The 26,144-nt window shown below is 61.7% G+C and carries 17 protein-coding genes and 2 riboswitches; of the genes, 10 read left to right on the top strand and 7 right to left on the bottom strand.

The window, feature by feature from the left end:
- The 4 genes from VL598_RS10680 to VL598_RS10665 all read right to left on the bottom strand — a co-directional run.
- The coding region (locus VL598_RS10680; RefSeq protein WP_325326687.1) for a helix-turn-helix domain-containing protein at window positions 1–1,398 on the bottom strand (1,398 nt) is incomplete at its 3' end.
- A gap of 263 nt (window positions 1,399–1,661) precedes the next feature.
- The gene (locus tag VL598_RS10675; protein ID WP_325326684.1) at window positions 1,662–2,918 is read right to left on the bottom strand and encodes an acetamidase/formamidase family protein; all 1,257 of its coding nucleotides are present in this window, start codon (window positions 2,916–2,918) and stop codon (window positions 1,662–1,664) included.
- A 145-nt stretch (window positions 2,919–3,063) separates the two neighbouring features.
- Window positions 3,064–4,695, bottom strand: coding sequence for an amino acid ABC transporter permease/ATP-binding protein (locus VL598_RS10670; RefSeq protein WP_325326683.1), 1,632 nt, complete (start codon window positions 4,693–4,695; stop codon window positions 3,064–3,066).
- Window positions 4,695–5,621 (bottom strand): ABC transporter substrate-binding protein, encoded by a 927-nt coding sequence (locus VL598_RS10665; protein WP_325326682.1) that lies wholly within the window; start codon window positions 5,619–5,621, stop codon window positions 4,695–4,697. Before VL598_RS10665 ends, VL598_RS10670 begins: the two co-directional genes overlap by 1 nt.
- 380 nt (window positions 5,622–6,001) lie before the next feature.
- Between VL598_RS10665 and VL598_RS10660 the strand changes: the two genes are divergently transcribed.
- The 7 genes from VL598_RS10660 to VL598_RS10630 all read left to right on the top strand — a co-directional run bounded on the left by VL598_RS10660 (window position 6,002) and on the right by VL598_RS10630 (window position 17,298).
- Window positions 6,002–7,792 carry an alkaline phosphatase family protein gene (locus VL598_RS10660; RefSeq protein WP_325326681.1) on the top strand — a complete coding sequence of 597 codons (1,791 nt, stop codon included), beginning with the start codon at window positions 6,002–6,004 and terminating at the stop codon, window positions 7,790–7,792.
- A 154-nt stretch (window positions 7,793–7,946) separates the two neighbouring features.
- Window positions 7,947–9,356 (top strand): cytochrome-c peroxidase, encoded by a 1,410-nt coding sequence (locus tag VL598_RS10655; RefSeq protein WP_414718697.1) that lies wholly within the window; start codon window positions 7,947–7,949, stop codon window positions 9,354–9,356.
- Between the two features lie 122 nt (window positions 9,357–9,478).
- Window positions 9,479–9,584: riboswitch (glycine riboswitch) on the top strand.
- 16 nt (window positions 9,585–9,600) lie between these two features.
- Window positions 9,601–9,759: riboswitch (glycine riboswitch) on the top strand.
- 90 nt (window positions 9,760–9,849) lie between these two features.
- Window positions 9,850–10,968: a glycine cleavage system aminomethyltransferase GcvT gene (gene gcvT / locus VL598_RS10650; protein WP_325326680.1), complete on the top strand. Its 1,119-nt coding sequence runs from the start codon at window positions 9,850–9,852 to the stop codon at window positions 10,966–10,968.
- 166 nt (window positions 10,969–11,134) lie between these two features.
- Window positions 11,135–11,515 (top strand): glycine cleavage system protein GcvH, encoded by a 381-nt coding sequence (gene gcvH / locus VL598_RS10645; protein ID WP_325326679.1) that lies wholly within the window; start codon window positions 11,135–11,137, stop codon window positions 11,513–11,515.
- 69 nt (window positions 11,516–11,584) lie between these two features.
- Entirely contained in the window at window positions 11,585–14,542 is a 2,958-nt protein-coding gene (gcvP, locus tag VL598_RS10640) for an aminomethyl-transferring glycine dehydrogenase (protein ID WP_325326678.1), read from the top strand.
- 155 nt (window positions 14,543–14,697) lie between these two features.
- Window positions 14,698–15,852 (top strand): alginate lyase family protein, encoded by a 1,155-nt coding sequence (locus VL598_RS10635; protein ID WP_414718696.1) that lies wholly within the window; start codon window positions 14,698–14,700, stop codon window positions 15,850–15,852.
- A gap of 57 nt (window positions 15,853–15,909) precedes the next feature.
- Window positions 15,910–17,298: an L-serine ammonia-lyase gene (locus VL598_RS10630; RefSeq protein ID WP_325326677.1), complete on the top strand. Its 1,389-nt coding sequence runs from the start codon at window positions 15,910–15,912 to the stop codon at window positions 17,296–17,298.
- Between the two features lie 31 nt (window positions 17,299–17,329).
- Here VL598_RS10630 and VL598_RS10625 read toward each other — a convergent pair whose 3' ends face one another.
- Window positions 17,330–18,373 carry a DUF3626 domain-containing protein gene (locus VL598_RS10625; protein WP_325326676.1) on the bottom strand — a complete coding sequence of 348 codons (1,044 nt, stop codon included), beginning with the start codon at window positions 18,371–18,373 and terminating at the stop codon, window positions 17,330–17,332.
- Window positions 18,374–18,639: 266 nt separating this feature from the next.
- Between VL598_RS10625 and VL598_RS10620 the strand changes: the two genes are divergently transcribed.
- Window positions 18,640–20,337, top strand: a complete 1,698-nt coding sequence (locus tag VL598_RS10620) for a thiamine pyrophosphate-binding protein (RefSeq protein ID WP_325326675.1) — start codon at window positions 18,640–18,642, stop codon at window positions 20,335–20,337.
- Between the two features lie 1,861 nt (window positions 20,338–22,198).
- On the opposite strand, the gene ppk2 is transcribed toward VL598_RS10620, so the two are convergent.
- On the bottom strand, window positions 22,199–23,125 hold the full coding sequence (gene ppk2 / locus VL598_RS10615) for a polyphosphate kinase 2 (protein WP_325326674.1): 927 nt from the start codon (window positions 23,123–23,125) through the stop codon (window positions 22,199–22,201).
- Between the two features lie 378 nt (window positions 23,126–23,503).
- On the opposite strand from ppk2, the gene corA reads away from it, so the two are divergent.
- A complete protein-coding gene (corA, locus tag VL598_RS10610) occupies window positions 23,504–24,481 on the top strand; it encodes a magnesium/cobalt transporter CorA (RefSeq protein WP_325326673.1) in 978 nt (325 codons plus the stop codon).
- Between the two features lie 24 nt (window positions 24,482–24,505).
- Here corA and VL598_RS10605 read toward each other — a convergent pair whose 3' ends face one another.
- The gene (locus tag VL598_RS10605) at window positions 24,506–24,889 is read right to left on the bottom strand and encodes a DUF2784 domain-containing protein (RefSeq protein WP_325326672.1); all 384 of its coding nucleotides are present in this window, start codon (window positions 24,887–24,889) and stop codon (window positions 24,506–24,508) included.
- Between the two features lie 293 nt (window positions 24,890–25,182).
- On the opposite strand from VL598_RS10605, the gene VL598_RS10600 reads away from it, so the two are divergent.
- Window positions 25,183–26,144 (top strand): phytoene/squalene synthase family protein (locus VL598_RS10600; RefSeq protein ID WP_325326671.1); only part of this gene is annotated, 962 nt, incomplete at its 3' end.

The raw sequence follows: 26,144 nt of genomic DNA, 5'->3' as shown, positions 1-26,144 counted from the left end.
GCGCCCATAGACCGAGGCATCGATCGGGCCTGCACCACGTCGATTGACGTTCTTGTGTTCGGCGGTCCAGTGGAAGACGCTTTCGGCGCCCGCGTCGCCCGTCACCATCCGTGACCAATCGTCCGCAGCGTGCTGTGTCAGTGTCTCGATTGTCACCGTATCGCCGCTATCGACCTCGAGCGCCGGCTTGAGGTCATGCGAGAAGTAACCCCAGTGCACGGTGTTGGCTGTGGCTCGCAGCAAGTGATGGCGCGGCCGGCTGGCCCCGCGGGCTGTGCGCTTGCCATTGCCGGTGCTCGCTTCGAGACGCGCAGCAGCCAGCTCGATGTCCGAATCGACGAGCATCACCGCTTGCCCGTCGACGTCCCCGGCAGATCGTGTGCTGCGTGGCGTGGGCCGCGTTTCCGCTTGCGAGGGTTGCCCGCGCGAGATGCGTCCGACGAGTTGACGCGTAAGCTCGAGACTCGCTTCGTGGCGAAATGCGCGCGGTGATGTCCGGTATCGCTCGCGAAACGTGCGGCTGAAATGGGCAGGATCGTTGAAACCCCAGCGAAAGCAGATGTCGGAGATCGACATCTTCGCGCAGAGCGGATCGAGGAGCTCCGCGCGGCAGCGTTCGAGGCGGCGCGATTTGAGGTAAGCCGAAAAGCTTTGCCCTGCCGCTTCAAATAGCTTTTGCAAATAGCGGGAGGAGACACGCTCTTGCTGAGCGATCGAGGCGAGACTCAGTGACGAATCGCCGAGCCGTGCGTCGATGCTGCGGCACACGCGTGCGAAGAGGGCGGCCTGAGCTGGCGTCAAGCGTGCCACATCAGTCTCGCACCGATGTGTGGCCAGGCTCGCCACGATAAGCTCAGCAAGCGCGAGCTCCAGCGGGCGCAGTTCTTCGGCTTCGAGGGTATCGAGGCTTGCGCCGATCGAGCCAAGAAATGCCGCCAGGACGTGACCCAGCCCGGCATCGCCGCCAATGCGGCCGGCATGCATCGAAGACGCGGCAAAAAGACGTCTGCCCATGGCTGAACGTGGCGCACGCACGACGAAGAGGCGGAAGTCCGATTGGAATGCAATCGATGCCTGTGCGTGCGGCGGCACGCATATGAGATCGTTGTCGCTAAGCGGCTCGCACACGCCGTCGGCGGCGCGGAAGGTCGCGGCGCCCGCCAGCAACAGGGCGACCGTGACATCCTCGGCGGGTACGGCAGCGAATTCAATGGTCTGCCCGAGTGACGCGATGACAGTCAACTCGAAGCCACCAATCGAAGTAAGCGATTCGATCGTGCCGTGCAGAGGCCGTGCGAATGCCGCTGTGCGAGTGCGCACGCCTACCGTTTCCAGCGCTGTGCACCAGGCGGAAAGCCGTTCGCGCTCCGGATAGGATTCGGTCGTAAAACGACGCATTGCATCCAACGTGTGCTCCAGGGAGATGGCCGGCGATGCGCTGCTTGAGCGGTGCCCCTGTCGCGATGCCGTTGGCTGACTGACAGGGTGCACCAAAGCGGCGGGGATCGCTCCCTAAGCAACCTTTACGCCATGGGGGCGGGGCACCCATGGACGGTGTTTCGTGCCCTATGTCGATGCCGAGCTGCGCCATCATGGGTGCACATGCGCCGAATTTGCGCATGTGCACCGCGCTGGCACGTCGAAGTGCGCGATTAGAGCGCTTACCGGTCTTTCTGCTTCGCCCAGTCGGCAAACACGTTTTTGCGAATGGAGCCGTGCACGCCCCAGTTGGCGTCTACGACCTGCGTCACGCCAAAGTCCGCCGCGACCGAGATAAGCGCAATCGCCTCGTCTTCGCTCAAGCGATGGACGGTCATGAGAAAGCGCCGCAACTTGCGGAACGCATCGCGCATCGCCTTGTCGAGGCTCGAGTGTTGCGCGATTTCGACCTGTGCGTTGGGGCCGAGCTCCGCAAGATAGTTCGGATACGTGAAACCATAGACGGACCACTGGTCGTCGGTTTCGAGCATCGGATGAGTCAAGCCTTCGAGGATCGTGCCGCCGAGATCGTTCTTCTTGTGCAGCACAAATTCGAAGTCGCCGGTGAGCGACGTTTCGATGGCCGTGCCGCCGAGCTCGCTGTCGCCCTGTGCCGCATGCGGATCACCGACCGAGAAGAAGGCGCCGTCAACGGCAACCGGGTAATACATGCGCGCGCCTTTGCCCACGCGCCAATCGTCCATGTTGCCGCCGGTATAGCTGGGCGGATTGGAGCTGACGTAGTCGGCCTCGGCGGGCGCCACGCCCATCGTGCCGAAGTGCAGACGCGCGGGCACGGACACGTTCGAGAGGATGTTCTCGCGCTTCTTGATGATCGAGTGATCGACGCGCACACCGGGGTAGTCGATCATCGAGTGCACGACGCCGTCCGGATCGGTCTGCGGTGTCCACACGTAGTTATAGACGGCTCGTGCAACAGGCTCGCCCGATGTGTCGAGCTCAAAAATCGTCACGACTTCGCGCGGCTTCGGCTCTTCGATGAGATCGCGATAATGAAAGCCCCACGATGCGGCGACATTGGAGCCGAAGCAGCGGCCCGCATAGCACGCGTTGCAGCTCGGGCGCGGCCGGACGTCGAGAATGCGTACTTCGAGCACATCGCCAGGCTCTGCGCCCTCGATGGCGACGGGGCCCGTCAACACATGCACGCCGATCCCTTCGCCGCTGCCAAGCTTGAACCCTTCGGTCGGACCTGCGCCACGGCGCGGCACGGCCTTGTGCTCGCGAGTCCAGTGAAACACGCTCTCGGCACCGGGGTCCCCGGCGACCATGCGCTCGTAGTCGTCGTTGGCGTGATGAGTCAGCGTTTCGATCGTTACGCGATCGCCCGAGCGGATCGTCAATGCCGGCGCGACCTCCTTGCTGAAATAGCCCCAATGGACCGTTTCCGCCGATACGGGAAGTTTGTGATGCTTCATCGTCGTGTTCGCCTTGGTCTTGGTTTGATCGTGATTGAACTGCGTGGCGCGAGAGGCGCCACGCGGGTGCGATAGGATCGGCTGGGCGCGAGCCGTGCGGCGCTTTGGGCCCGCTTTGTGGCCAAAGCAGCGGCGCGCGCTGCGTTCAGGTGGCCATCTCGAAGCGGCTGTCCGCGCCCATCACGTTGAGAAAGCGCGCGGTGAGCGGATGGCTCGGGTGCGTGAGCACGTCGTGCGCGGGCCCATCTTCGACGACCACCCCGCCGCTCATGAAGACGACGCGGTCGGCGACCTGATCGGCGAAGCGCAACTGGTGTGTGGAGATGATCATCGTCAGGCGCTCCTCGATGGCGAGTCGGCGGATCACTTCCAGGACTTCGCCAACGAGCTCGGGATCGAGCGCCGAAGTCGGCTCGTCCAGCAAGAGTACGCGCGGGTTCGGGGCAATCGCACGCGCGATGGCGACCCGTTGTTGCTGGCCGCCCGACAGATGGCGCGGCAGCGCATCGGCACGATGTGCGAGGCCAACGCGTTCGAGCAATTCGCGCGCGCGGCGCTCCGCTTCGGCGGCAGGTACGCCGTGGACCCAGCGCAGCGGCCCCGCGATGTTCTCGCAAGCTGTCAGATGACTGAACAGATTGAAGTGCTGGAAGACCATGCCCACGCCGACGCTCGCGCGCTCATTGGCAATGTCGCCTTGCGTCATGGGCCGGCCGTCGACGCGAACGCCCAACCGTCGACCGCCGACACGCACTTCTCCCTTGTCCCAACCCTCAAGGTGATTGATACAGCGAAGCAACGTGCTTTTGCCCGATCCGCTCGGTCCCAGCAATGCTACGACCTCACCTTCGCGGATGGTCAAGTCGAATCCGTCGAGCACCGTTTGCTTGCCATAGCGCTTGACGAGTCCAGTCACTGTGACGGACGCGCTTTGCTTGGCGAGATCTTGCTGGCGACTTGCGCGCCCGGCGTTCGACCGTTCGACGGCGGAGGACGCCGCTTCGCTAGCTGCCTCGCGAGACGCGAGTGAAGCGGTTGAAGCGGGCGTACTCGTGGGTGCCGCGGCCTCTCCCTCGGCATCGCGTTTCGCGCACCACGGCAGCAGAGCCGCGAATCGTTCGGAGAACTTACGATCGAGATCGAGTGCCGCTTCCGCGATCAACTGAATGATGGCAATGGCGGCCGTCAACACGAGATACATCAAGCCCGATGCAAAGAAAATCGAGAAGAAGTCAAACGTGGAGGAGGCGAGTTGTGTGCTGCGCAACGTCAGCTCGTCCACTGCAATCACCGAGGCGAGCGACGAGTTCTTGAGGGCACTGACCGCTTCGTTGCCGAGCGCGGGTACCATGGTCCGAATCGCCTGCGGGGCGATCACACGGCACAGCAGCACCGTGGGCGTCATGCCGAGTGCCTGACCGGCAAGCAGCTGTCCGCGCTCGACGCCGAGGACGCCCGCACGCAGAATCTCCGCGATGAAAGGCGCTTCGTTCGCGGCGAGCGCCAAGCCTGCCGCCGCGATCGCGCTGAGCTTAAGGCCGAGATGCGGCAGCGCGTCGTACGCGAACACGAGTTGCAGAATGAGCGGCGTGCCGCGGAAGATGATCGTATATGCGCGCGCAATCGCCGCCAATGGCCCGAACTTGCTGAGCTGCATGGAGGCGAGCACGAGCCCGAGGATGAGACCGCCCGCGAGACCGAGGGCGGTGACTTCGATGCTAAAGACGATGCCGTGCAGCAAGTACGGCATCGTCAGGTAATGAAGAAACAGTTCCATCAGTTCGAGACGATCAGCTTCGGTGATTCGAGGTTCTCAGCAGGGAGCGACCACTTCTTCAGCAGGTTCTGTTGGATGCCCGCCTTCTGGATCGCACCAAGTGCGGCCATCACGGCATCGCGTAGATCGTGCTTTTGCTTCGGCACGGCGATGCCGACCGAGTAGGGCAGTGTGACCGCGCTTGCCTTGTCGAGCTTGTCCGGATAAGCCTTCACGGCTGCGTCGACGGTATTGACATCGTTGATGTAAGTGTCGGCTCGACCTGCGAGGATCGCCTGGATGGCGTTTGCGTTGTTGTCGTAGAGCTGGATCTGCGCGACCGGCTTCTTTGCGCTCTGGCAGGCCGCAGCCAGATTCTGGATCAACGGCACTTCGACGTAGCCGGTGTTTTCCGCGGCAGTGGCGTCACACAACGACGGATTGATACCCGTGATCTTCTTCGGATTGCCCTTGGCAACGAGCACGCCGTCGAACACCTTTGAATAAGTGATGAAGTCCGCCGCCTTCGCGCGCTCTTCCGTGGCGTAGATATCCGAAATGACGATATCGGCCTGACCGCTTTGCAGCGTGGTCAGCAAGGCGGGGAACGTTACCGACTTGTACGTCATCGTGAAGCCGAGGCAGTCGGCGATCGATTCGCCGAGATCAATATCGAAGCCTACGTATTTGCTCGGATCATTCGGGTCGAGCGCTTCGTAGCCCGGCGTATGCGGGTTGATCGCATTGACGAGCGTCTTGCCCTTGAACTGGGGGTACTTGGTCTGCAGCGCTTTGCACTCGGCCGGTGCTGCGGTCGTGGCCGCCTGCGCATGTCCCGTCATGAAGAGCGCCACTACGCAGGCCGCGCCGACGATGAACTCGCGGGAGTGGCGCAGGAGACCATCGCGCGGCGAGCCGCCACTGCTTACGACGAAGTTGGTTTGCATTCCTAAATTCCCCTCTTAGTAGGTTCGCCCGATGCGATGTGGCGCATGGCCACGGTCAAGCGTAAGCGGCCGAAATAATAGGAACTTGTCTCGATGCGTACAGATGATTGCTCAGGAGCGCACGCGGGAATGGGCCCTGGCACCGGCTGTCGGTCAGCTTGTCATTTCGTTTTTATTAAAGGTTTGTGAAATGTTTCTGAACATTTCAGTAAGTGATATTGCATCGCAGTTTCATACGGGGATCTGACAATGAGCGCCGGCTTCGGAGGCACATCGGAAGTAAGCAACCGCGCCTGCAGCACTTACAAGTCACCCAGGGGTGTTTTTCTGCGATTAACCACGCAGGAAATGCTGAACTGACAATTGAGAAAATCTGACAAATGTCCTACACCAAACTCTTGCCGATTCCTGTCGCGGCCGCAATCTTTGCGCTGAGCGCTTGCGGCAACAGCGGATCGTCGACGACCGCGTCGACGACGGCTCCCACGACGCCGACCGCCAGCGTGCAGGATGCCGTGGCCACCGCAACGCCGATTAAGCACTTGGTCGTCATCTTTAGCGAGAACGAATCGTTCGACCACTACTTCGGTACGTATCCGACGGCCGTGAACGCGGAAGGCGAGCCGGCATTCACAGCGCTTCCGAACACTCCGTCCGTGAATAACCTGCTCAATAACGGCCTGATCACGACGAACCCGAATGCGTTGCCGACGTCGCCGAACGCCATGGGCAAGACGGTCAATGGCGTGACGTACGCGGGCACGGGCTTGACGGCGGCCAACTTGGTGCCGTTCCGCCTCGACCGCTCGCAGGCCGCCACGGTCAGCATGAACCACAGCTACACGCCGGAGCAGCTTGCTTACGACAACGGCGCCATGGACGCCTTCCCGCTCTTCACGGGCGCAGCGGGCTCTGGCAGCACGGGCGAGTTTGGCACCAAGGGCCTGGTGCTCGGCTATTACGACGGCAACACCGTGACCGCGCTGTGGAACTATGCACAGCACTTCGCGATGAACCAAAACGCCTACACGGATACGTACGGCCCGTCGACGCCGGGCGCATTGGAAGTCGTTTCCGGCCAGAACAACGGCGCCACGATCTCGAATGGCACGACGACCAGCGCCATCAACGACGGCGCAGGCAGCATGACGCTCGTGGGCGACGCCGATCCGACGGGCGACGTTTGCAGCTCGGGCGCGACTGCCACGATGAAAGGCCAGAACATCGGTGACCTGCTCAACGCGAAGGGCCTGACCTGGGGCGGCTTCATGGGCGGCTTCAACCTGGGCCTCACCAACGCCAACGGCACCACCAATTGTCAACGTTCCACGTACTCGTCCGTGCTCATGACGACGAAGGCAGACTACGTGCAGCATCACAACTGGTTCCAGTACTACACGACCACGGCGAACCCGCAGCACACGCGCCCGAGTGGCACGCAATACATCGGCATGACGGATCCGCTCGACAATACGGCGACTCCGGTGCACCACGAGTACGACATCAACGACTTCTATGCTGCGGTTTCCGCCGGCAAATTCCCGTCGGTTAGCTTCCTGAAGGCGCCCGCGATCGAAGACGGCCACCCGGGTAACTCGGATCCGCTCGACGAGCAGACGTTCTTCACCAATGTGATCAACTTCCTTCAGCAGCAGCCTGATTGGAAGAACACTGCGGTGATCATCGCCTACGACGATTCGGACGGTTGGTACGACCACGCCTACAAGGCGCCGACGAGCTCTTCGTTCGATTCGACTTCACAGCAGACGATCAACGGGCAGACGCTGACCGGCTACGACCAGTTGAACGGCCCGGGCCAATGTACGGCTACCGGCGCGGTTCAGCCGCAGGGTGTCAGCGGCGGCCTCATCAACGGCCGCTGCGGTCCGGGTACCCGTACCCCGTTCATCGTCGTGTCGCCGTACGCGAAGGCAAACTTCGTTGATAGCACGCCGATCACCCAGGCTTCGGTTGTGAAGTTCATCGAAGACAACTGGCTCGGCGGTCAGCGTATCGGCGGCGGTTCGTTCGATGCCAACGCTGGCAGCATCATGAACCTGTTCGACTTCTCGGCGACCGGTGGCAACAACCCGCCGCTGTATCTCGACCCGAACCAGGGCACGGTGTTGTCCGCGCCGCCTGCGGGTTCGACTTCGCCGTCGTCGATGTAATCATTGGCCACGTAGGACAGTGCCCTCAAGGACCTGATCCTGCTCGCCCGTGGCTCCGATACATGTCGGGGCCGCGGGCAAAAATCATGATCGAGCCGGGCGTCATGACGGCTCGATTTCGCTTCTTGTCGTTTTGATAATCGACGTCCTCATCATGAACGTTCACCCGGACGCCACCTCCGTCTCGCCTACGTCAGCAACCGGCAAAACCTTGCGCGGTACCCTTTGGGTTGCTTTGCTGCTTGCACTCGGCGGTTCCTGCACTTATGCGCTCATTCATCCGGAGCGCATGCCCGACCGAATCGGTGAGATCGTCGAGGACGTGACGGGTGCCAATGCCCATCCGGTCAAGCTCGTGCTGCCTCCCGTGCAGCCGCTGAGCGCCGTTGCGCTGATCGGCAAGGAGATGTTCTACGACAAGTCGCTCTCCGCGTCCGGTCAACAGTCATGCGCTTCATGTCATAACCCCGATCACGGCTATGGGCCGATCGGAAAGTTTCCGGTGCAACTCGGCGGTCCGCATTTGAACCTGCCTGGCTACCGTCCGCCTCCTTCGCTAGCCTACCTGTATCGGCAGGCGCCGTTCAGCATCGGGCCCGATGCGGGCGAGACCGATACACCTGTCAGCATTGCGGATCAGGCATCGGCGGCGATCGGCACACAGCGCGCGGTGAAAAGCGCCGACGTCACGCCCGCCGCGCCGGCGATGGTTCCCCAAGGAGGCCTCTTTTGGGACGGCCGCGCCGACTCCTTACAGAACCAGTCGATCGAGCCGATGCTCAATCCGGTGGAGATGGCCAACACGAGCGCCGACGAAGTCGCGGGCAAGCTGCAGCATGCGGCTTATATCGATCAGTTCAAAAAGCTGTTCGGCGAGGGCATCGTCAGCCACCCCGACTTGTTGCTGAGCGAAGCGATGTTCGCGCTGGGACGATATCAGCTCGAAGAGTCCTCCTTCCACGCATTCAGCAGCAAGTACGACTACTGGCTCCAAGGCAAGGCGCGCCTCACGTCTGCGGAACTGCGCGGCTTGCGTCTTTTTAACGATCCGAACAAAGCGAACTGCGCAGGCTGCCACTTGAGCCAGCCGAGCCCGGACGGACTGCCGCCGGTGTTCACCGACACCCAGTACGAAGCGTTGGGTGTGCCGCGTAATCCGGCCCTTCCGGCTAACAAGGATCCGAACTATCACGACCTGGGTATCTGTGGGCCCATCCGTAAGGACCTCGCCACCCAGACGCAGTATTGCGGCATGTTCCTCACGCCGACGCTGCGCAATTCGGCCTCGCGTGAAGTGTTCTTCCACAACGGCATCTATCACACGCTCAAGCAGGTGATGGATTTCTACAATTTCCGCGATCTCGAACCGGAAAAGGTCTATTCGCGCGATGCGTCAGGCAAAGCGATCAAGTACGACGATCTTCCGGTGAAGTATCAGGCCAACATCGACACCTCCGACGGACCGTTCAATAGAAAGCCTGGCGATCCTTTGTCGATGTCGGATCAGGATATCAACGACATCATCGCTTTCATCAAAACGCTCAACGACGGGTATAAGCCCTGAGAAACAGCGTGGGGTAGCATCGATATCGAGCCACTGTCGGTCACCGGCAGTGGCTCGATGTTCTTGGGGCCCCGAGCGGTGTGCCATCCGTTTGACAAGCCACTCACCCTCGCGTAAATTGCGCGCACGCGTCGGGAGAGCGCGTGTGCAGACCGGGGGAGCCGGTAGCGCATGCCGCCGAAGGGGCACACCCACAAACTCTCAGGCAAAAGGACCGGCTGCGTCGAAAAGCACTTTTAAAGGCTTTTCGTACTCTGGAGAGCGGCAGTAGCCAACGGCCAAGTCGATTAGACAGCCCGGCAGGCTGCCCACCGAAGGGGCGCGCGCCCGATCGACGAACGGAAAGAAAGACAATCGTTCGAATCGGCGCAATCTCTCAGGTACCGAGGACAGAGGGGCTATGCATCGTAATCGCGCTCGCATCGTGTCGGCGCGCATTCGATCGGCATGGCCCTTTTTTGTTTTCGCGAACCTTTAGCGCGCCGAGGCTCCTATGACCGATTTGAAACGTACCCCGCTCAACGCAACCCATCGTGCGCTCGGCGCACGCATGGTCGATTTCGGCGGCTGGGACATGCCCGTCAACTACGGCTCGCAGATCGACGAACATCACGCTGTGCGCCGCGATGCCGGTATGTTCGACGTCTCGCATATGTGCGCCGTCGATTTCAGCGGAGCACGAGTGCGCGAATTTTTCGAGTGTGCGCTCGCTAACAACGTCGGCAAGCTGCAAACGCCGGGTCGCGCGCTTTATTCGTGTCTGCTCAATGATGAAGGCGGTGTGATCGACGATCTGATCGTCTATTACTTCGCTGAGGACTTTTTCCGTGTCGTCGTCAATGCGGGCACGGCCGAAAAAGACATCGCCTGGTTCAATCGTCTGAACGCCGAGCGCGGGTTCGACCTTGCGATTGCTCCGCGCCGCGACCTTGCCATCGTCGCCGTGCAAGGTCCAAACGCACGTGCGAAAGTGTGGGCAACCGTGCCGGCCGTGCAGCAGGCGACTGAACCGCTCAAGCCTTTCAACGCGGCGCGCGTCGGCGTGACGCCCTTTGGCGAGTTGACCGTCGCACGCACGGGCTACACGGGCGAGGACGGCTTCGAGATCATCGTGTCCGCCATGCAGGTCGACGCGCTCTGGCAAGCGCTGCGACAGCACGGTGTGGCGCCCTGCGGTCTTGGCGCGCGCGACACACTTCGTCTCGAAGCCGGCATGAATCTCTACGGGCAGGATATGGACGAAGTCGTCTCGCCGCTCGACGCAGGGCTCGCCTGGACGGTCGATTTGTCGGCGCCACGGGATTTCGTCGGTCGAGCCGCGCTCGAAGCGAACGGCTCGCAGCGTGCATTCGTCGGTCTGATCCTGCAAAAGGAGAACGGCAAGGCGCTTGGCGTGCTACGTGCACATCAACAAGTTCAGACGCCGGCCGGCCTTGGCGAAATTACGAGCGGCACGTTTTCGCCGACGATGCAAGAATCGATCGCCTTCGCGCGCGTGCCGAACGGCGTGCAGCCGGGCGATACCGTGCAAGTGCTGATCCGTGACAAAGCTGTCAACGCACGCGTGGTAAAACTGCCGTTCGTGCGTAACGGAAAAGTGCTTGCTGCATAAGCGCCGCTACGCGCGATTGAAGCATGGCATTCGTTCGCTGCCCTCGCTGGGCGCGACTGGCTGACACGACTGACTGATACAAGGGACGCCTCGGCGCAACGCAGCACGGTTCTGTATGGCGTGCGCGTCCCCTTTAATTCGAATTTTCCCTTTTCAGGAGCATCACATGAGCAACGTTCCAGCCGACCTGCAGTACACAGACGAACACGAGTGGCTGCGCGCGGAAGGCGACGGCACGCTGACGATCGGCATCACCGATCACGCACAAAGCACGCTCGGCGATATCGTGTTTCTCGAATTGCCTGAAGTGGGCAAGACGGTTGCGGCCGGCGATGCAGTTGGCGTCGTCGAATCGGTGAAGGCTGCATCCGATATCTATGCGCCCGTCTCCGGTGAGGTCGTCGCGGTCAACGAGTCGATCGTCGATACGCCCGACGCGGTCAACAGCGATGCGTACGCAAGCTGGCTCTTCAAGATCAAGCTCGCGCCGGACGCTTCGACCGACAAGCTGCTGGACGCTGCTGCCTACGCGAAGCTCATCGACTGATCTTCTTCGTCACCGCACGCGCGGCCGTGCCTGACCGGCCTGGCCGCGCCCTACGCCGAATACGCCAAAATGAAGCTCGAAAACCCGGATCGCCTGATGAACCGCACCCCACTTTCGCTCGCCGCACTGGAAGTGCATGACGCTTTCGCCGAGCGACACATCGGCCCGGACGCCGCCGATCAGCAAACGATGCTCGACACGCTGGGATTCGCGTCGCGCGCCACGCTCATCGATGCGGTGATCCCCTCGGCGATCCGGCGTACCGACACGCTTCCGCTTGGACCCTTTGCACAGCCGAAGAGCGAAGCCGAAGCGCTGGCGGCGCTGCGCGAGCTCGCGAACAAGAACGAGGTATTTCGCTCGTACATCGGCCAGGGCTACTACAACACGCACACCCCCGCAGTCATCCTGCGCAATGTGCTTGAAAACCCGGCGTGGTACACGGCGTATACGCCGTATCAACCGGAGATTTCACAGGGCCGTCTCGAAGCGCTGCTCAACTTCCAGCAGATGGTGACGGATTTGACCGGTCTTGCGATCTCCAACGCCTCGCTGCTCGATGAGGCGACGGCCGCGGCCGAGGCGATGACGTTGCTGCAGCGCACCGGCAAGCCGAAGTCCAACATCTTCTATGTCGCCGACGATGTCCTGCCGCAAACGATCGAAGTCGTGCGCACGCGTGCGCAGCCGGTCGGCATCGAAGTGCAGGTCGGCCCGGCGGATGCCGCAGCCGCATCCAACGCGTTTGGCGTGCTGCTCCAATATCCGGGCGTCGAAGGCCATGTGCGCGACTATCGCGCCATCACCGAAGCGATTCATGCAGCAGGCGGCCATGTTGTTGTCGCGGCCGATTTGCTCGCATTGACCGTGCTGACGCCGCCGGGCGAGTGGGGGGCGGATGTGGCTGTCGGCAACTCGCAGCGCTTCGGCGTGCCGGTCGGCTTCGGTGGCCCGCACGCGGCGTATCTCGCCGTGCGCGACGAGTTCAAGCGGCAGATGCCGGGCCGCCTCGTTGGCGTGACTGTCGATGCTCAGGGCAAGCCGGCACTGCGTCTCGCGTTGCAAACGCGCGAGCAGCATATCCGTCGTGAGAAGGCGACATCGAACGTCTGCACGGCACAGGCGCTGCTCGCGATCATGGCGAGCATGTATGCCGTCTATCATGGCCCGCACGGTCTCAAGACGATCGCGCTGCGCGTGCATCGCGTAGCGGCATTGCTGGCAGCGGGCGTTCGGCAGCTCGGCTACGCTGTCGTCAACGAGACGTTCTTCGATACGCTGACGATCGAAACGGGCGCGCGCACGGCGGCCGTGCACGAGGCGGCGAAGCGCCTGCGCATCAATCTGCGCCGCGTCAGCGACTCGCGCGTCGGCGTATCGGTCGACGAAACGACGACGCGGGGCGACCTCGCGGATCTGCTCAATGTCTTCGCGAATGCGGCTGGCGCGATCGACGTGCCGCACATCGAGGTGCTCGACGCCGCGCTGTTGCGCGCGGCAGCGGCTGGCCCTGAGGGGGAAGCCGCGCCGCTGCCGGCATCGCTGCTGCGTGCCAGTGCTTACCTCACGCATCATGTTTTCAACCGGCATCATTCGGAAACCGAAATGTTGCGCTATCTGCGCGGCCTGGCGGACAAGGACTTGGCGCTCGACCGCTCGATGATCCCGCTCGGCTCGTGCACGATGAAGCTCAACGCGACGTCGGAAATGCTGCCCGTTACATGGCCGGAGTTCGGTCGCATTCATCCGTTCGCGCCGGCTGAGCAGACGGTGGGCTATCGCGAGATGATCGATGAACTCGAGCAGATGCTCGTCGCGGCCACCGGATATGCGGCGGTCTCGCTGCAACCGAACGCCGGCTCACAAGGCGAATATGCAGGACTGCTGATTATTCGCGCTTATCACGAATCGCGCGGCGAAGGCCATCGCGACATCTGCCTCATTCCGGCCTCCGCGCATGGCACGAACCCCGCGTCGGCGCACATGGCCGGCATGAAGGTGGTCGTCGTTGCCTGCGACGCGCAGGGCAATGTCGATATCGACGACCTTACGGCGAAGGCCGCCGAGCACGCGAGTCAGCTCGCGGCGATCATGATCACGTATCCGTCGACGCATGGCGTTTTCGAGCGCAACGTGCGCGAGATCTGCGAGATCGTCCATGCGCATGGCGGGCAAGTGTATGTCGACGGCGCAAACATGAACGCGATGGTCGGCCTCACCGCGCCGGGGCACTTTGGCGGCGACGTCTCACATCTGAATTTGCACAAGACGTTTTGCATTCCGCACGGCGGTGGCGGACCGGGCGTCGGCCCGGTTGCCGTCGGCCCGCATCTCGCGCAATTTTTGCCGAACCAGACGTCGTCGGGATATCGCCGTGCCGAGAACGGTATCGGTGCCGTGTCCGCAGCGCCTTACGGGTCGGCGTCGATTTTGCCGATTTCGTGGATGTATGTCGCGATGATGGGGGCAAAGAACCTGACGGCGGCTACCGAGGTCGCGATTCTCAATGCGAACTATGTCGCGAAGAAGCTCGCGCCGCATTACCCCGTTCTCTATTCGGGCGAGGGCGGCCTCGTCGCGCACGAGTGCATTCTCGATCTGCGCGCCATCAAGGACGCAAGCGGCATCACCGTGGACGATGTGGCAAAGCGCCTCGCGGATTTCGGTTTCCACGCACCGACGATGAGCTTCCCGGTGCCCGGCACGCTGATGGTCGAGCCGACGGAATCGGAATCGAAGGAGGAACTCGATCGCTTCATTGAAGCGATGATCGCCATTCGCGAGGAGATTCGTGCTGTCGAGGAGGGGCGTGCCGACCGCGAGGACAACCCGCTCAAGCATGCGCCGCACACGGCGGCCGTCGTCATGGCAAACGAGTGGGCGCATGCGTACTCGCGCGAAGAGGCGGCTTACCCGTTGCCGTCAGTTGCCGAGAAGAAATATTGGCCGCCCGTCGGCCGTGCGGACAACGCTTATGGGGACCGCAATCTCTTCTGTTCGTGCGTGCCCGTTTCCGAGTACGCGTGACAGACCTTCGCACTGCTCTTATCCCCGGCGCCCCGTCCGCTTCATGCGGACGGCGCGCCTCGCGCCCTTTCCCGTTGTCTTATGCGCCGCTGGAGCGAATACCGGCTAACATCTGACACCGCGAACAAGCTAGAGCGTAGAAAAGGAGCGAGGGCATGGTGCGAAAGGTGCGGACGGCGAACGGGGGCACAGTCCGCGAACCCGTTGGACAATACTGGCGTGAACCGGGCAGGCGTGCGTCGCCTTGGCTGGCGTTGCTCGTCTGCGTGGCTGCGGCGGCACCGTTCGGTGCGGCGCGCGCCGCCATGAACTTTTGCGCGGCGCCCGCGCTGCAGTCGAGCGAGCGCACGAATGCGGCGCCCGCCATCGAGACACTCATGCGGCAAGTCGCCGGCAAGCTCGGCGATGCGCCGAACCCGCTAGCCGGCCTCTCCACCGAGAAGTCGCGGTATCAGGGGGCCGACGACAAGCGCGTTGAAGGGAACCAGGATCTGGACTTGATGCGCGATGCCGCGCTCGTTTGGCGTGCCACGGGCGACCAGCGATATTTGCGGCTTGTCGATCGCTTCTTGTTCGCGTGGGCGACAACTTATCAGCCGACGTACAACCCGATCGACGAAACGCACCTGGACTCGCTCATCATCGCCTACGACTTGACGGCGAGCGCATTGCCCGTCAAGACACGCAATGCGACGACGGCGTTCATCGCGACGCTTGCCAACGGCTATGTCGAGCGCATCGATGCCGAGCCGCGTCCGCTTAAAGGCACGTTTCGCGATAAAGGGCAGAGTCATCGCGTGAAGCTGATCGCGATGTCGGCTTTCACGCTCGACGATCGCAAGCTCATCAACACGGCGCAGCGACTTTTCGTCGAGCAGATCGGCAACAACGTCTTGCCGGATGGGGCGACTGTCGATTTTGCCGAGCGCGGCGTGCTGCATGACGTGACCGAAGATCTCGAGCCGCTCGTGGTTGCTGCGTTGGCCGCGCGTCGGCATAACCGTAATTGGCTGAACGAGCGCGGCAAGGATGGCGCATCGCTCGCGCTGGCACTCGATTGGCTTCAGCCTTATGCGCTTGGAGAGAAGACGCAGAAGGAGTTTGTCCAAGCGAGTGAGCCTGTGCCGCGCGATGTAACCCGACGGGAGACGAGTGCGCCGGACGTTTCCAGCCAATGGGATCCACAAGACTCCGCCGAGCTTTTTCACCTCGCTGCACGCTTGTCGGGCCGCTATGCGCCCACCGCATTGCGGGTGTCACCGACGCCGCCAGACTGGCTCGCTGTGTGCTTGCCTTTACCAGCGCGTTGAGCGCACGCTATGACGAAGCGTTATTTTCTTTAATCCTCAGGGCTTTCCGGAGCGGGCATGGCAGTCAGCGTTTTCGATCTGTTCAAAATTGGCATTGGTCCGTCGAGCTCGCATACGGTGGGGCCGATGCGGGCCGCGCTGCTTTTTGTGCAAGGGCTCGAGCGTGACGGCCTGCTGCCATCGACGACCTCGGTGCAGGTCGCGCTTTACGGTTCGCTCGGCGCAACCGGCAAAGGACACGGCACCGATCGCGGGGTCATGCTCGGTCTCATGGGCGAGGCGCCCGACACGGTCGATCCCGGCACCATCGGCGCACAGCTCGATGTGGTGCGTGTTTCTCGGCGCCTTGCGCTGCTTGGCAAGCACGAGATCGCCTTCGTGCCGAAGGAGAACATCGGCTTCTATCGCCAGGCGTTGCCCGAGCATCCAAACGGCTTGAAGCTGCGCGCGCTCAATGCGGCGGGGGAGATGCTGCGTGAGACGACGTATCTGTCGGTGGGCGGTGGTTTCGTCGTGACTGCCGGCGCGCCGAACACCAAAGTGCTGTCGGCGGCCGAGCAGCTTGCTCACCCGTTTCGCAGCGGCAACGAATTGCTCGCTTTGTGCGAATCGACGGGAAAATCGATTGCCACCTTGATGTGGGAAAACGAGCGTACCTGGCATACGGATGAAGAAACGCGAGTCGGTCTTTTGAAAATCTGGGACGTCATGCAGTCGTGTGTTGCACGCGGCTGTGGCATCAACAATCCGGATGCCGACGGTACATTGCCGGGGCCGTTCCAGGTGAAGCGCCGCGCGCCGCAGCTCTACCGCGCGTTGTCGGGTAATCCGGAGCAGAGCTTGCGCGATCCGCTCTCGATGGTCGATTGGATCAATCTCTATGCCATCGCCGTGAACGAGGAGAACGCTGCCGGCGGGCGAGTGGTCACGGCGCCGACCAACGGCGCGGCCGGCATCATTCCTGCCGTGCTGCATTACTACACGCGATTTGTCCCGGGTGCGAACGAGCAGGGCGTCATCGATTTTCTGATGACGGCTGCTGCGATCGGGATTCTCTACAAACTCAATGCATCGATTTCAGGGGCAGAGGTCGGCTGCCAGGGCGAGGTCGGTGTGGCCTGTTCGATGGCTGCGGGCGCGCTTGCTGCTGTGATGGGCGGCACACCGAAGCAAGTCGAGAATGCGGCCGAGATCGGCATGGAGCACAACTTGGGGCTGACTTGTGATCCCGTCGGCGGGATGGTGCAGATCCCCTGCATCGAGCGCAACGCGATGGCCGCAGTGAAAGCCGTCAATGCGGCGCGTATGGCGCTGCGTGGAGACGGCAGTCACTACGTCTCGCTCGATTCGGTCATCAAGACGATGCGCGAAACGGGCGCCGATATGAAAACGAAGTACAAGGAAACGTCGCGGGGCGGGTTGGCCGTCAATATCGTCGAGTGTTGATGCCGGCTATGCCCCGCTTGTACGGTGTCAGCTATGCCCGCTTGAACTGCACGGCCGGATCGTATTCGATGACCTTGAGGGGGATGCCGTTGCGTTGTGCGAACTCCCTCGCGCGCTTTTCGGCTTGATAGCCGACATAACCACGGCTTGCTCGCGTTTCGGGCCGGTACAGGACCATCGCTTCGACGTCGCGATGGAATTCGATCTCCGAATGCGCCTGAAATTCGAGGTAGTTCACCCAGTGAGCCGTTGTATCGACAGGTAGCGCATTCTCCTTGCCTCGCTCTTTGCGGCCTGTCGCGTAGTCATAGATGTTTTGCAACATCGACGGCGTGCAATAAAGCAGAATTTTCTCCAACTGAAAGTAAGTGGCCGTCGCATCGTGGAGCGATACGGCCCGTCCCCCGTATTCGGCGCGGCGTTTGGCAAGATCTTCTTCGACCTTGAACGAATCCGTATGGGTGTAGGTTGCGTTGTGCTTGACGTGCTCTTTGAGTATGAAAAACGAATGGCCGTAGCGATGATCGCCCGCTGCACCGAACCTGCAGTAGCCAAAGTCGACAGCGCCATAGCGCGGACGCACAGATGGGTCAAAGCTATTGGACGTGGGAAGCCCGTGGCGGTCAATTCCCGTATCGCCGTAGTAGGCCAGGACCTTCTGAATGTGCTGGGCGTTTGGAGGCGCGAGTGGCCGTGTGGCCTGGCCGCCAAAATCCATCATCCGCTTTTCGACGGTATTTCTTTCGCGTAACTGGCCAACGGTGTTCTTGCTGGTGCTCGGTCCGACAATTCTCTCGAACATATTCGAGTAACGGCCGGCACTATTGGCTTGACCGAACCACTTCGACGAATCGAAATTGATCGTAAGCCGGGCCTCTTGAAGCACTTGAACCATGCCGTCGAACAATCGTCGGGCTTGACCTTCCGAGGCGCGCGGCTCGCAAAGGGTAACGAATCGCTTGAACGCGGCCTCCTTGTAATCGATGTCCTTCTCGGCCATATCGCGCAGCCCTACGACACCGTTCCTCGCCATGCGAGCCAAAGCAGCGTGGTGCATACCATAGTCGATCGGCATTCTTTCTCCGTATTTATCGAATGAGTGACGCGCGACGGAATTTCCCTTGCCGCGTAAAGTGATGCTAAGGCTCACCCAGGCCTTGCCATCACTCGAAAATTCTCGGTTCCACGCCGAGGGTCACAGTGCACTCGCCGATGCCCGCTTGAGGGAACCTTCGCGCGCATCAGGCAACCGATGACAGGCCCTGCGCACGAGGCGTATTCTGTCGACGCCGCATGTTCGTCGCATCTTCCCCCTACCGCGAGACAGGAGGTCGCCACGTTATGCCTAACGCCGCAGATTCCGTCAGCACCACCGGTGCGCGTCTTATCGTCGACGCTTTGCTTGCGCACGGCGTCGACCGTCTCTTTTGCGTGCCGGGTGAAAGTTTCTTGGCCGTGCTCGATGCGCTTTACGACGAGACCGAGCGCATTCGTACCATCGTCTGCCGGCATGAAGCGGCGGCGGCCAACATGGCCGAGGCGACAGGCAAGCTGACGGGCCGGCCGGGCATTGCGTTCGTCACGCGCGGCCCCGGTGCGACTCATGCGTCAATCGGCGTGCATACGGCGTTTCAGGATTCGACGCCGATGATCCTTTTCATTGGTCAATGCGCGCGCGAGCATCTCGATCGCGAAGCGTTTCAGGAAATCGACTATCGGCGCATGTTCGGGCAGATGGCGAAGTGGGTCGCGCAGATCGATGATGCGCGCCGCATCCCCGAATATCTGAGCCACGCATTCCACACGGCGTGCTCAGGCCGGCCGGGTCCCGTCGTGTTGGCGCTGCCGGAAGACGTGCTATCCGATCCATGCCCGGCCATGAGTGCCGCGCCGCCGTATCAGCGCGTCGCGGCCGCACCGGCACCCGCTCAGATCGAGCGACTGCGTGACATGCTCGACACCGCGAAGAAGCCCATCGCGATTGTGGGAGGAAGTGGATGGACTGCCAAAGCGTGTGCCGATTTGCAGCGCTTTGCTGAGCAATGGCAACTGCCGGTCAGCTGTGCATTCCGTTACCAGGATACGTTCGACAACGAGCATCCCAACTACGCGGGTGATGTTGGACTCGGCATCAATCCCGCGCTCGCGCAGCGCATCCGCGACGCCGATCTACTGCTTGCGATCGGGCCCCGCCTTGGCGAAGCGACGACGAGCGGTTATGAGTTGCTCGACATTCCGAAGACGAAGCAGACGCTCGTTCATGTGCATCAGGGCGCTGAGGAGCTCGGCCGTGTTTATGCCGCCGACTTGCCGATCGTCTCGGGTATGCCCGAGTTCGTCGCGCCCCTCACGGCCCTCACGCCGCGCGCGCGGCTTCCCTGGGCTGGCAGCGCCGATGAAGCACATCGCGCACTGCGCGAATGGCGCAGGCCGCGCCCGATGCTGGGTGATGTGCAGCTCGGCGAAATCATGACGCAACTGCGCGAGCGGCTGCCGGCTGACGCGATCGTTACCAACGGCGCGGGCAACTATGCCATCTGGTTGCATCGCCACTTTCCCTATCGGCAGTTCAAGACGCAGCTTGCGCCAACGAGCGGTGCGATGGGGTATGGCGTGCCGGCTGCGCTTGCTGCGAAGGCTTGCTATCCGGAGCGCATGGTCGTCGCCCTGGCCGGCGACGGCTGCTTCATGATGTCCGGCGCGGAGCTCGCGACGGCGATGCAATACGGGCTCAACGCCATCTTTATCGTCGTCAATAACGGCCATTACGGGACCATTCGGATGCATCAGGAAAGGCATTATCCTGGCCGCCCGCATGGCACGGGACTCACGAATCCGGATTTCGCGGCGTTCGCGCGTTCGTTCGGCGCGCATGGGGAAACGGTTGTCAGGACTGCCGAATTTCTTCCGGCATTTGAGCGCTCAATCGAAAGTGGGCTGCCTGCGCTGATCGACATTCGCGTGCCACAGGAGGTCAGCACGCCGAATGCAACGCTCGCGCAGATTCGCGAGCAAGGACGTCAAGCGCGCCAAGCGTAAGCCTGTTCGGGTCTGCGCCGGTGCCGGGCGGGCTTCGACAGACGGCGCCGCGATCGCTTTGACGTCGCAATGCCGCCGGACATCAATTCCGATAAATGTCGAGCTGCTTCTGGCGGAGCTCGACACGTGGCGTGTCCTGCGGCATGTTGAAACGCCACGGGCGCCGCAGATCGGAAAGAAGCGGCGTGCCAGTACCTGGCGCACGTTTGGCGGTCTCCCCAAGTGGTCGATGATTCGGGTGGTGCCTTTCGCTTTTAGGCTTCACCGACGCATGGCGCTGTACGGGGCGAGCGTTGGCACTTTCTCGCTTCGTCGACGCACGAGGCGCTACCGCTACCTTGTTCTGAGCCGTGCTTGCCTTCTGTGCAGTCCGGGCCGTCCTGGGCGGGCCTGCGTCATACGTGTGTGTCTGCGTTTTGGAATCGCTGACCGGTGTCACCTTCTCGCATGCCGAAGCGCTTTCGCCAGTGCAATGGGTGGGTGCGCCGTGCGGTTTCGGCGTCTGAACGGATACGGCTGCGGCGGAATCGTGAGGGGCTACTGCGGGCTTCGGCGTCGGCGACGCTTCGTGCACAACGCTCGAAGTACGCGGTGGCTCACCGGCGGACGTGCTTAGGGAGGCCGGGCGACTGGCTCGCGCATGCGCCGTTGCTTCCGAGACGGCTGTCGGCGCGGGATTGGGCCGTGGGGCGGAAGATTGCGTCGATGCCGAGGCGGGGACGGCCGGCGCAGTGTGCGTCGACACCGCGCTTGGGGCAATTGAGAGAGTAGGGAGCGATACGGTGGGCGGTACAACGGACGGTGTTGGCGCAATCGCAGATGACCTGTCGTGCATGCCCACGGAGGGCGCCGACAGGGTACGCGCTCCCTCGCCTTTTTCGCTCGCGCGCTTCGTCGGCGCGTCGGACTTTGTCGTCTGCGCTTGCGCAATTTTCGGCGGCAGAGATAACGATGCGGTCGGTTGATTCGTTGCGCTCGACTTGGGTGCGCGCGCTATGCGACGTTCCGGATCGGGCGCGTGTGATGCCGTCATGGGGCTAGAGCGCACCGCGCCGGATGTCGCGGGGCCGCGCTGTGTCGCGCCGGCGTTCATGCGGTTCAGGCGTTCGGCATTGTCCGCACCGTCCTGGCGCGCGCTGTCGATTTGTTGCTGAAGCACCGCGATCATGGGCTCCGAGTACGGCAACGCGGACGTCGAAGTGGGCGGGCTCCCACTTGTCTCGCGATTCGTGTCCTGCTTTGTGTACGGATCGGTAGCGCCGGCGCCCGGGCCGGCATAACGGCTGACGTGGGCGCCGTCCCATGCGTCCGCCGCCTGCTCCCTTTCTGTAATCGCTACAAAAGCGCCGAAGGCGATGGCGAACCCAAACAAAATCGCGGCCGTGCCTGGCGAAAGCCCCCAACGTCTCGCGCCGTTCGGGTCCGCGGCGGTGAGGCGGCGCGGCAACGCGGCGCCAAGCTGCATCAGCAGCGTTGCAGACGGCGCGACTGTCCGATTTTTAGCGCCTTGCGCGACGGACGCAGTAGGCGATTTCGAACCCGCGGCTTGCGTAGGGCTCGCGCCCTCGCGGAACCGCGGCAGTGCCGGCCGCCCGCATCGTGGGCAGCGGGTGCTATCCGCCTGAAGTGCCATGCCGCATCGTCGACATGGGAACGGCTGGGTCGTCGCTGCGAGAGGCACAGGCCCGTTCGAGAATGGCTCCATCCTCGATATATGTGCCGTCCCGCGTGAAAGATCAAATGGCGATGCCTGTTGGGTGTTCGCTGGTCAACATACTGCCGACTATTCGGCTTGGCATTGCTCTTGCCACTCGCGCTCGCCACAACGCTCGGATGGAAACGTAATCCGCTTTGATCAGTATCAGTAGATCTCCGGCACGATCATCTCCGCCGGAACGGGCTGACGGATGTAGTCCTCGTTGTACACGCGTTGCGGCAGCGTGATCGACGGACGTTCAACCTCCCGGTACGGAACCTGATTCAGCAGATGATGTATGCAATTCAGGCGCGCCCGCTTTTTATCGACCGCCTGTACGACCCACCACGGGGACTCCGGAATGTGCGAGCGCTGCAACATCACTTCCTTCGCTTGCGTATAAGCCTCCCAACGGCGTCGGCTTTCGAGATCCATCGGACTCAGTTTCCACTGTTTAAGCGGATCCTGAATGCGTGCCTGGAATCGAATCTCCTGCTCCTCGTCCGTAATCGAGAACCAATATTTGAGAATCTGGATGCCGCTTCTAACCAGCATCTTTTCGAATTCTGGCACCGACCGAAAAAATTCTTCGTACTCCTCATCAGTGCAAAAGCCCATCACGCGTTCGACGCCTGCGCGGTTATACCAGCTGCGGTCGAACAGCACCATTTCTCCGCCCGCGGGGAGTTGCGTGACATAGCGCTGAAAATACCACTGCGTGCGCTCGCGGTTGCTGGGCGCGGGAAGCGCGGCGACGCGGCATATACGCGGATTGAGCCGTTGAGTGATTCGTTTTATCGCGCCGCCCTTGCCCGCCGCATCACGCCCCTCGAAGATGACGACGAGCCGGTGCCCTGTCTGCATGATCCAGTCCTGCAGCTTGACGAGTTCGCCCTGCAGTCGAAACAGTTCCCGGAAGTAATGCCTGCGCAAGCTGCGCGCTTCCGGCGTGAAGGCCGCGGAGCCATCCAGGATGAGGTCATCCACCTCCATTTCCAACTCTTCGTCGTACGCATCGACGAGATCCTCCTCGAAGCGGCGTTGCCGTTCGGCAAGGAGTTCGGCATCGGATTGCGAGTCTTGCTTGTCCATCGCAGTCTCCCAGACGGTGAAAATGCATACGTCCATTATCCGAGACGGGCGGTGTCAATCATATTACCGACGATGCGGCGCGGTTGTCGCCGACAAGCAGGCGTGGATCGACGCTTTGTGCATCCGCCGCTCTACGCTGATCTTGATTTTAGGCGTCGATTCGCGGCAAGAAAGAGCAAACATTGGGCATCTTCGCTGACCGTCGGTCGTGCGGCTCGAAGGTATGCTATGGCACCGGAATCTCACGGCAATGTGCGATTCTGCTGAGTGTTTTTCAAAGGGCATGTTGCGTTTGCGGCTCGGCGGCGTCTTTGTAATCCGGACGCCGGGTGTGCCATGAGCGAAGCGCGTTTCATTCCTTGCAAAAAGGCAACGAACATGTTGATCAATTGCGTGGCTTACCAAGACGGTCAGAGACTGGGTGCTATCAAGATCGATGAGGTCGGCGCTTACCTGCTGCGGCCGGAATGCCTTGTTTGGGTCGCGTTGAAAGACCCTGAGCCCAGTGAACTGGAGGCGATGAAACAGCAGTTTGGTCTACACGAACTTGCCGTTGAAGACGTTGTCGCGCAAAATCAATCGCCGAAAATCGAAGAGTACGGTGAGTCGCTCTTCGCAGTGCTGCACACGATAGAAAAGGATCAGCACAATGAATTGCTACTTGGGGAAGTCGACGTATTCGTCGGGCCGAACTACGTGCTCTCCGTGCGCAACCGTACCCGTCATGGCTTTCAGGAGGTCCGCGCCCGCTGCGAGCGTGAGCCGGAGCTGCTGAAGCAGGGCTCGGGCTTTGTACTGTATGCGTTGATTGACCACATCGTTGACGGCTATTTGCCGATTCTTGAGGCACTGAGCGTTGAGCTGGAGCAGACCGAGGAGCGCATTTTCGAGCGGCATCGTCTCGCGGAATCACGCCTCATCATTGAGGATCTTTATTCGGTGAAACGTCGTCTCGTCACGCTCGAGCATCATATTGCACCGCTGCTCGACGCCGTCGCCAAGCTGATGGGGGGACGAATTCCGCAAGTCTGCGGGGGAATGCAGGCCTACTTTCGGGACGTCTATGACCATCTGGACCGCATCATGCGCACCGTCGACGGACGCCGCGACATGATCGTCACGGCAATCCAGGTGAATCTGGGAATGATTTCGCTGGCTGAAAACGAGGTGACGAAGCGCTTGGGTGCGTTCGCCGCTCTTTTCGCGGTACCGACGATGATTGCGGGCATTTACGGAATGAACTTCCAGCAGATTCCGGAACTGCACTTCGCATATGGCTATCCGATCTGTCTCGCGGTCATGTTGGCAATCGATGTATTCCTTTGGTTCCGCTTTCGCAAAGCAGGTTGGGTCTAGCTGGGCGACGAAGTCCGCGAAGCGCTATCTATGCCGCCGATGCTTGCATGGCGGAACGAGCCGCCACGTCGCGAGCACGACCAAGGCAAAGAGTGCATAAGCCAACGTAAAGACCCATGGCGGGAAGTGGTAATAAATAAGTTGTCCTAACCAGTATGCAATGAAGCCTTGCGAGCCAGTGGTACCGTGACGGAGCTGGCTTTCGATGACCGTAAGCGGGCATGAGATGCCGGCGATCGCGAGCAGGGCTACGACGCCGATCGCACAAAGATGCGTGAGCCGGAGGGTGGGTTCGCGGACCCAGCGCCAGTGGCGCGCAGCACCGATCCAAACGCCGGCGAGCCCACCGACGATAAACAGCACCAGGAGGGCGTGCAAAATGAGGACGGCGTTGGCCAATGCGATCATGGACGACTTTTCGGGGCCGTAGACGACAAATGTAAGACGACAAACAGGCGGCGAGCATTGAAACGGAAAGACATCGCCGTCTTGCTTAAGGTTTGTTTTAGGCCATTTTTCGCGTCGAAGCCGAAGGCTGGCCCGCAGGGGGAACCGGGTTGCCGACGCACCGCATGAAAGTGGGTGACGCAATTCAAGCACACGCCGATGCGTACATGCGAATGCTGTCGCTGCCCGCGTCCACGCTCGACCCAGATACAATCCGCAACACTGCATTCATTCGACTCGAGTTGACTCTACCCATGCGACATTCCGACCGGGCGTTCCTGCTCGGCCCGTTATTGAAGGGCGTTTCACGCTCGTTCTATCTGACGCTGCGCATCTTGCCCAAGGGCATGCGCGACCCCGTTGGCCTTGCTTATCTGCTGGCGCGCGCGGCCGACACGATAGCCGACACGACGCTGATCGATCCGGAACAACGGCTAGCCCTACTTTTGGAGCTGCGCGCGCAGGTCAATGGTGCTCGCGATAACGAGGCATTCGCGCAGCGCCTTTCTGTGGAAGTGGCGTCGCGGCAGACGCAGTCCGACGAGAAAGTGCTGCTCGAATCGCTCGGCCCGGCGCTCGAGGTCCTCGTGCAATTGGAGGAGCGCGATCGCGACGCCGTGCGCGATATCGTCACGACGCTGACGACGGGCATGGAATTCGACTTGCGCACGTTTCCCGACGAGCGCTCGGGGCGCCTTGCAGCCCTTGCCGAATATGACGAGCTCGACCACTATACGTACCTCGTCGCGGGGTGCGTCGGCGAGTTCTGGACGACGATGACGTATGCGCATGCGCCCGGCACGCTTGCCGGCGATAGGGCCGAAGCGATGGCGCGCGGCGTGCGGTTCGGCCAGGCGTTGCAAATGACGAACGTATTGCGCGATTGCGCGAAGGATCTGCGCATCGGTCGCTGCTATCTCCCGGCTGCGATGCTCGGCCGTTACGGATTGACGCCTTCAGATTTGCTTGCGCCCGATGCTTCCGTGCGCGCGAGACCGCTCATGTTCGAGCTCGTCGGCATTGCATTGGAGCAGTTTCGGGCAGCGATGGCTTATGCCCTCTCCATTTCGGCGTGGTCGGTGCGGCTGAGGCTGGCTTGCCTTTGGCCGATTTTGATTGGGCTCGAGACACTGCGGCTGCTCGTCCATAACGACGATTGGCTCGACCCACACCGTATCTCCAAGGTTCGCCGCGGCGAGGTGTATCGCATTCTGGC

This window comes from Trinickia sp. (assembly GCF_035492435.1).
Taxonomy (GTDB): Bacteria; Pseudomonadota; Gammaproteobacteria; order Burkholderiales; family Burkholderiaceae; genus Trinickia.
Note: the sequence above shows the minus strand (reverse complement) of the source record. Positions and strands in the feature narration are given on the sequence as shown.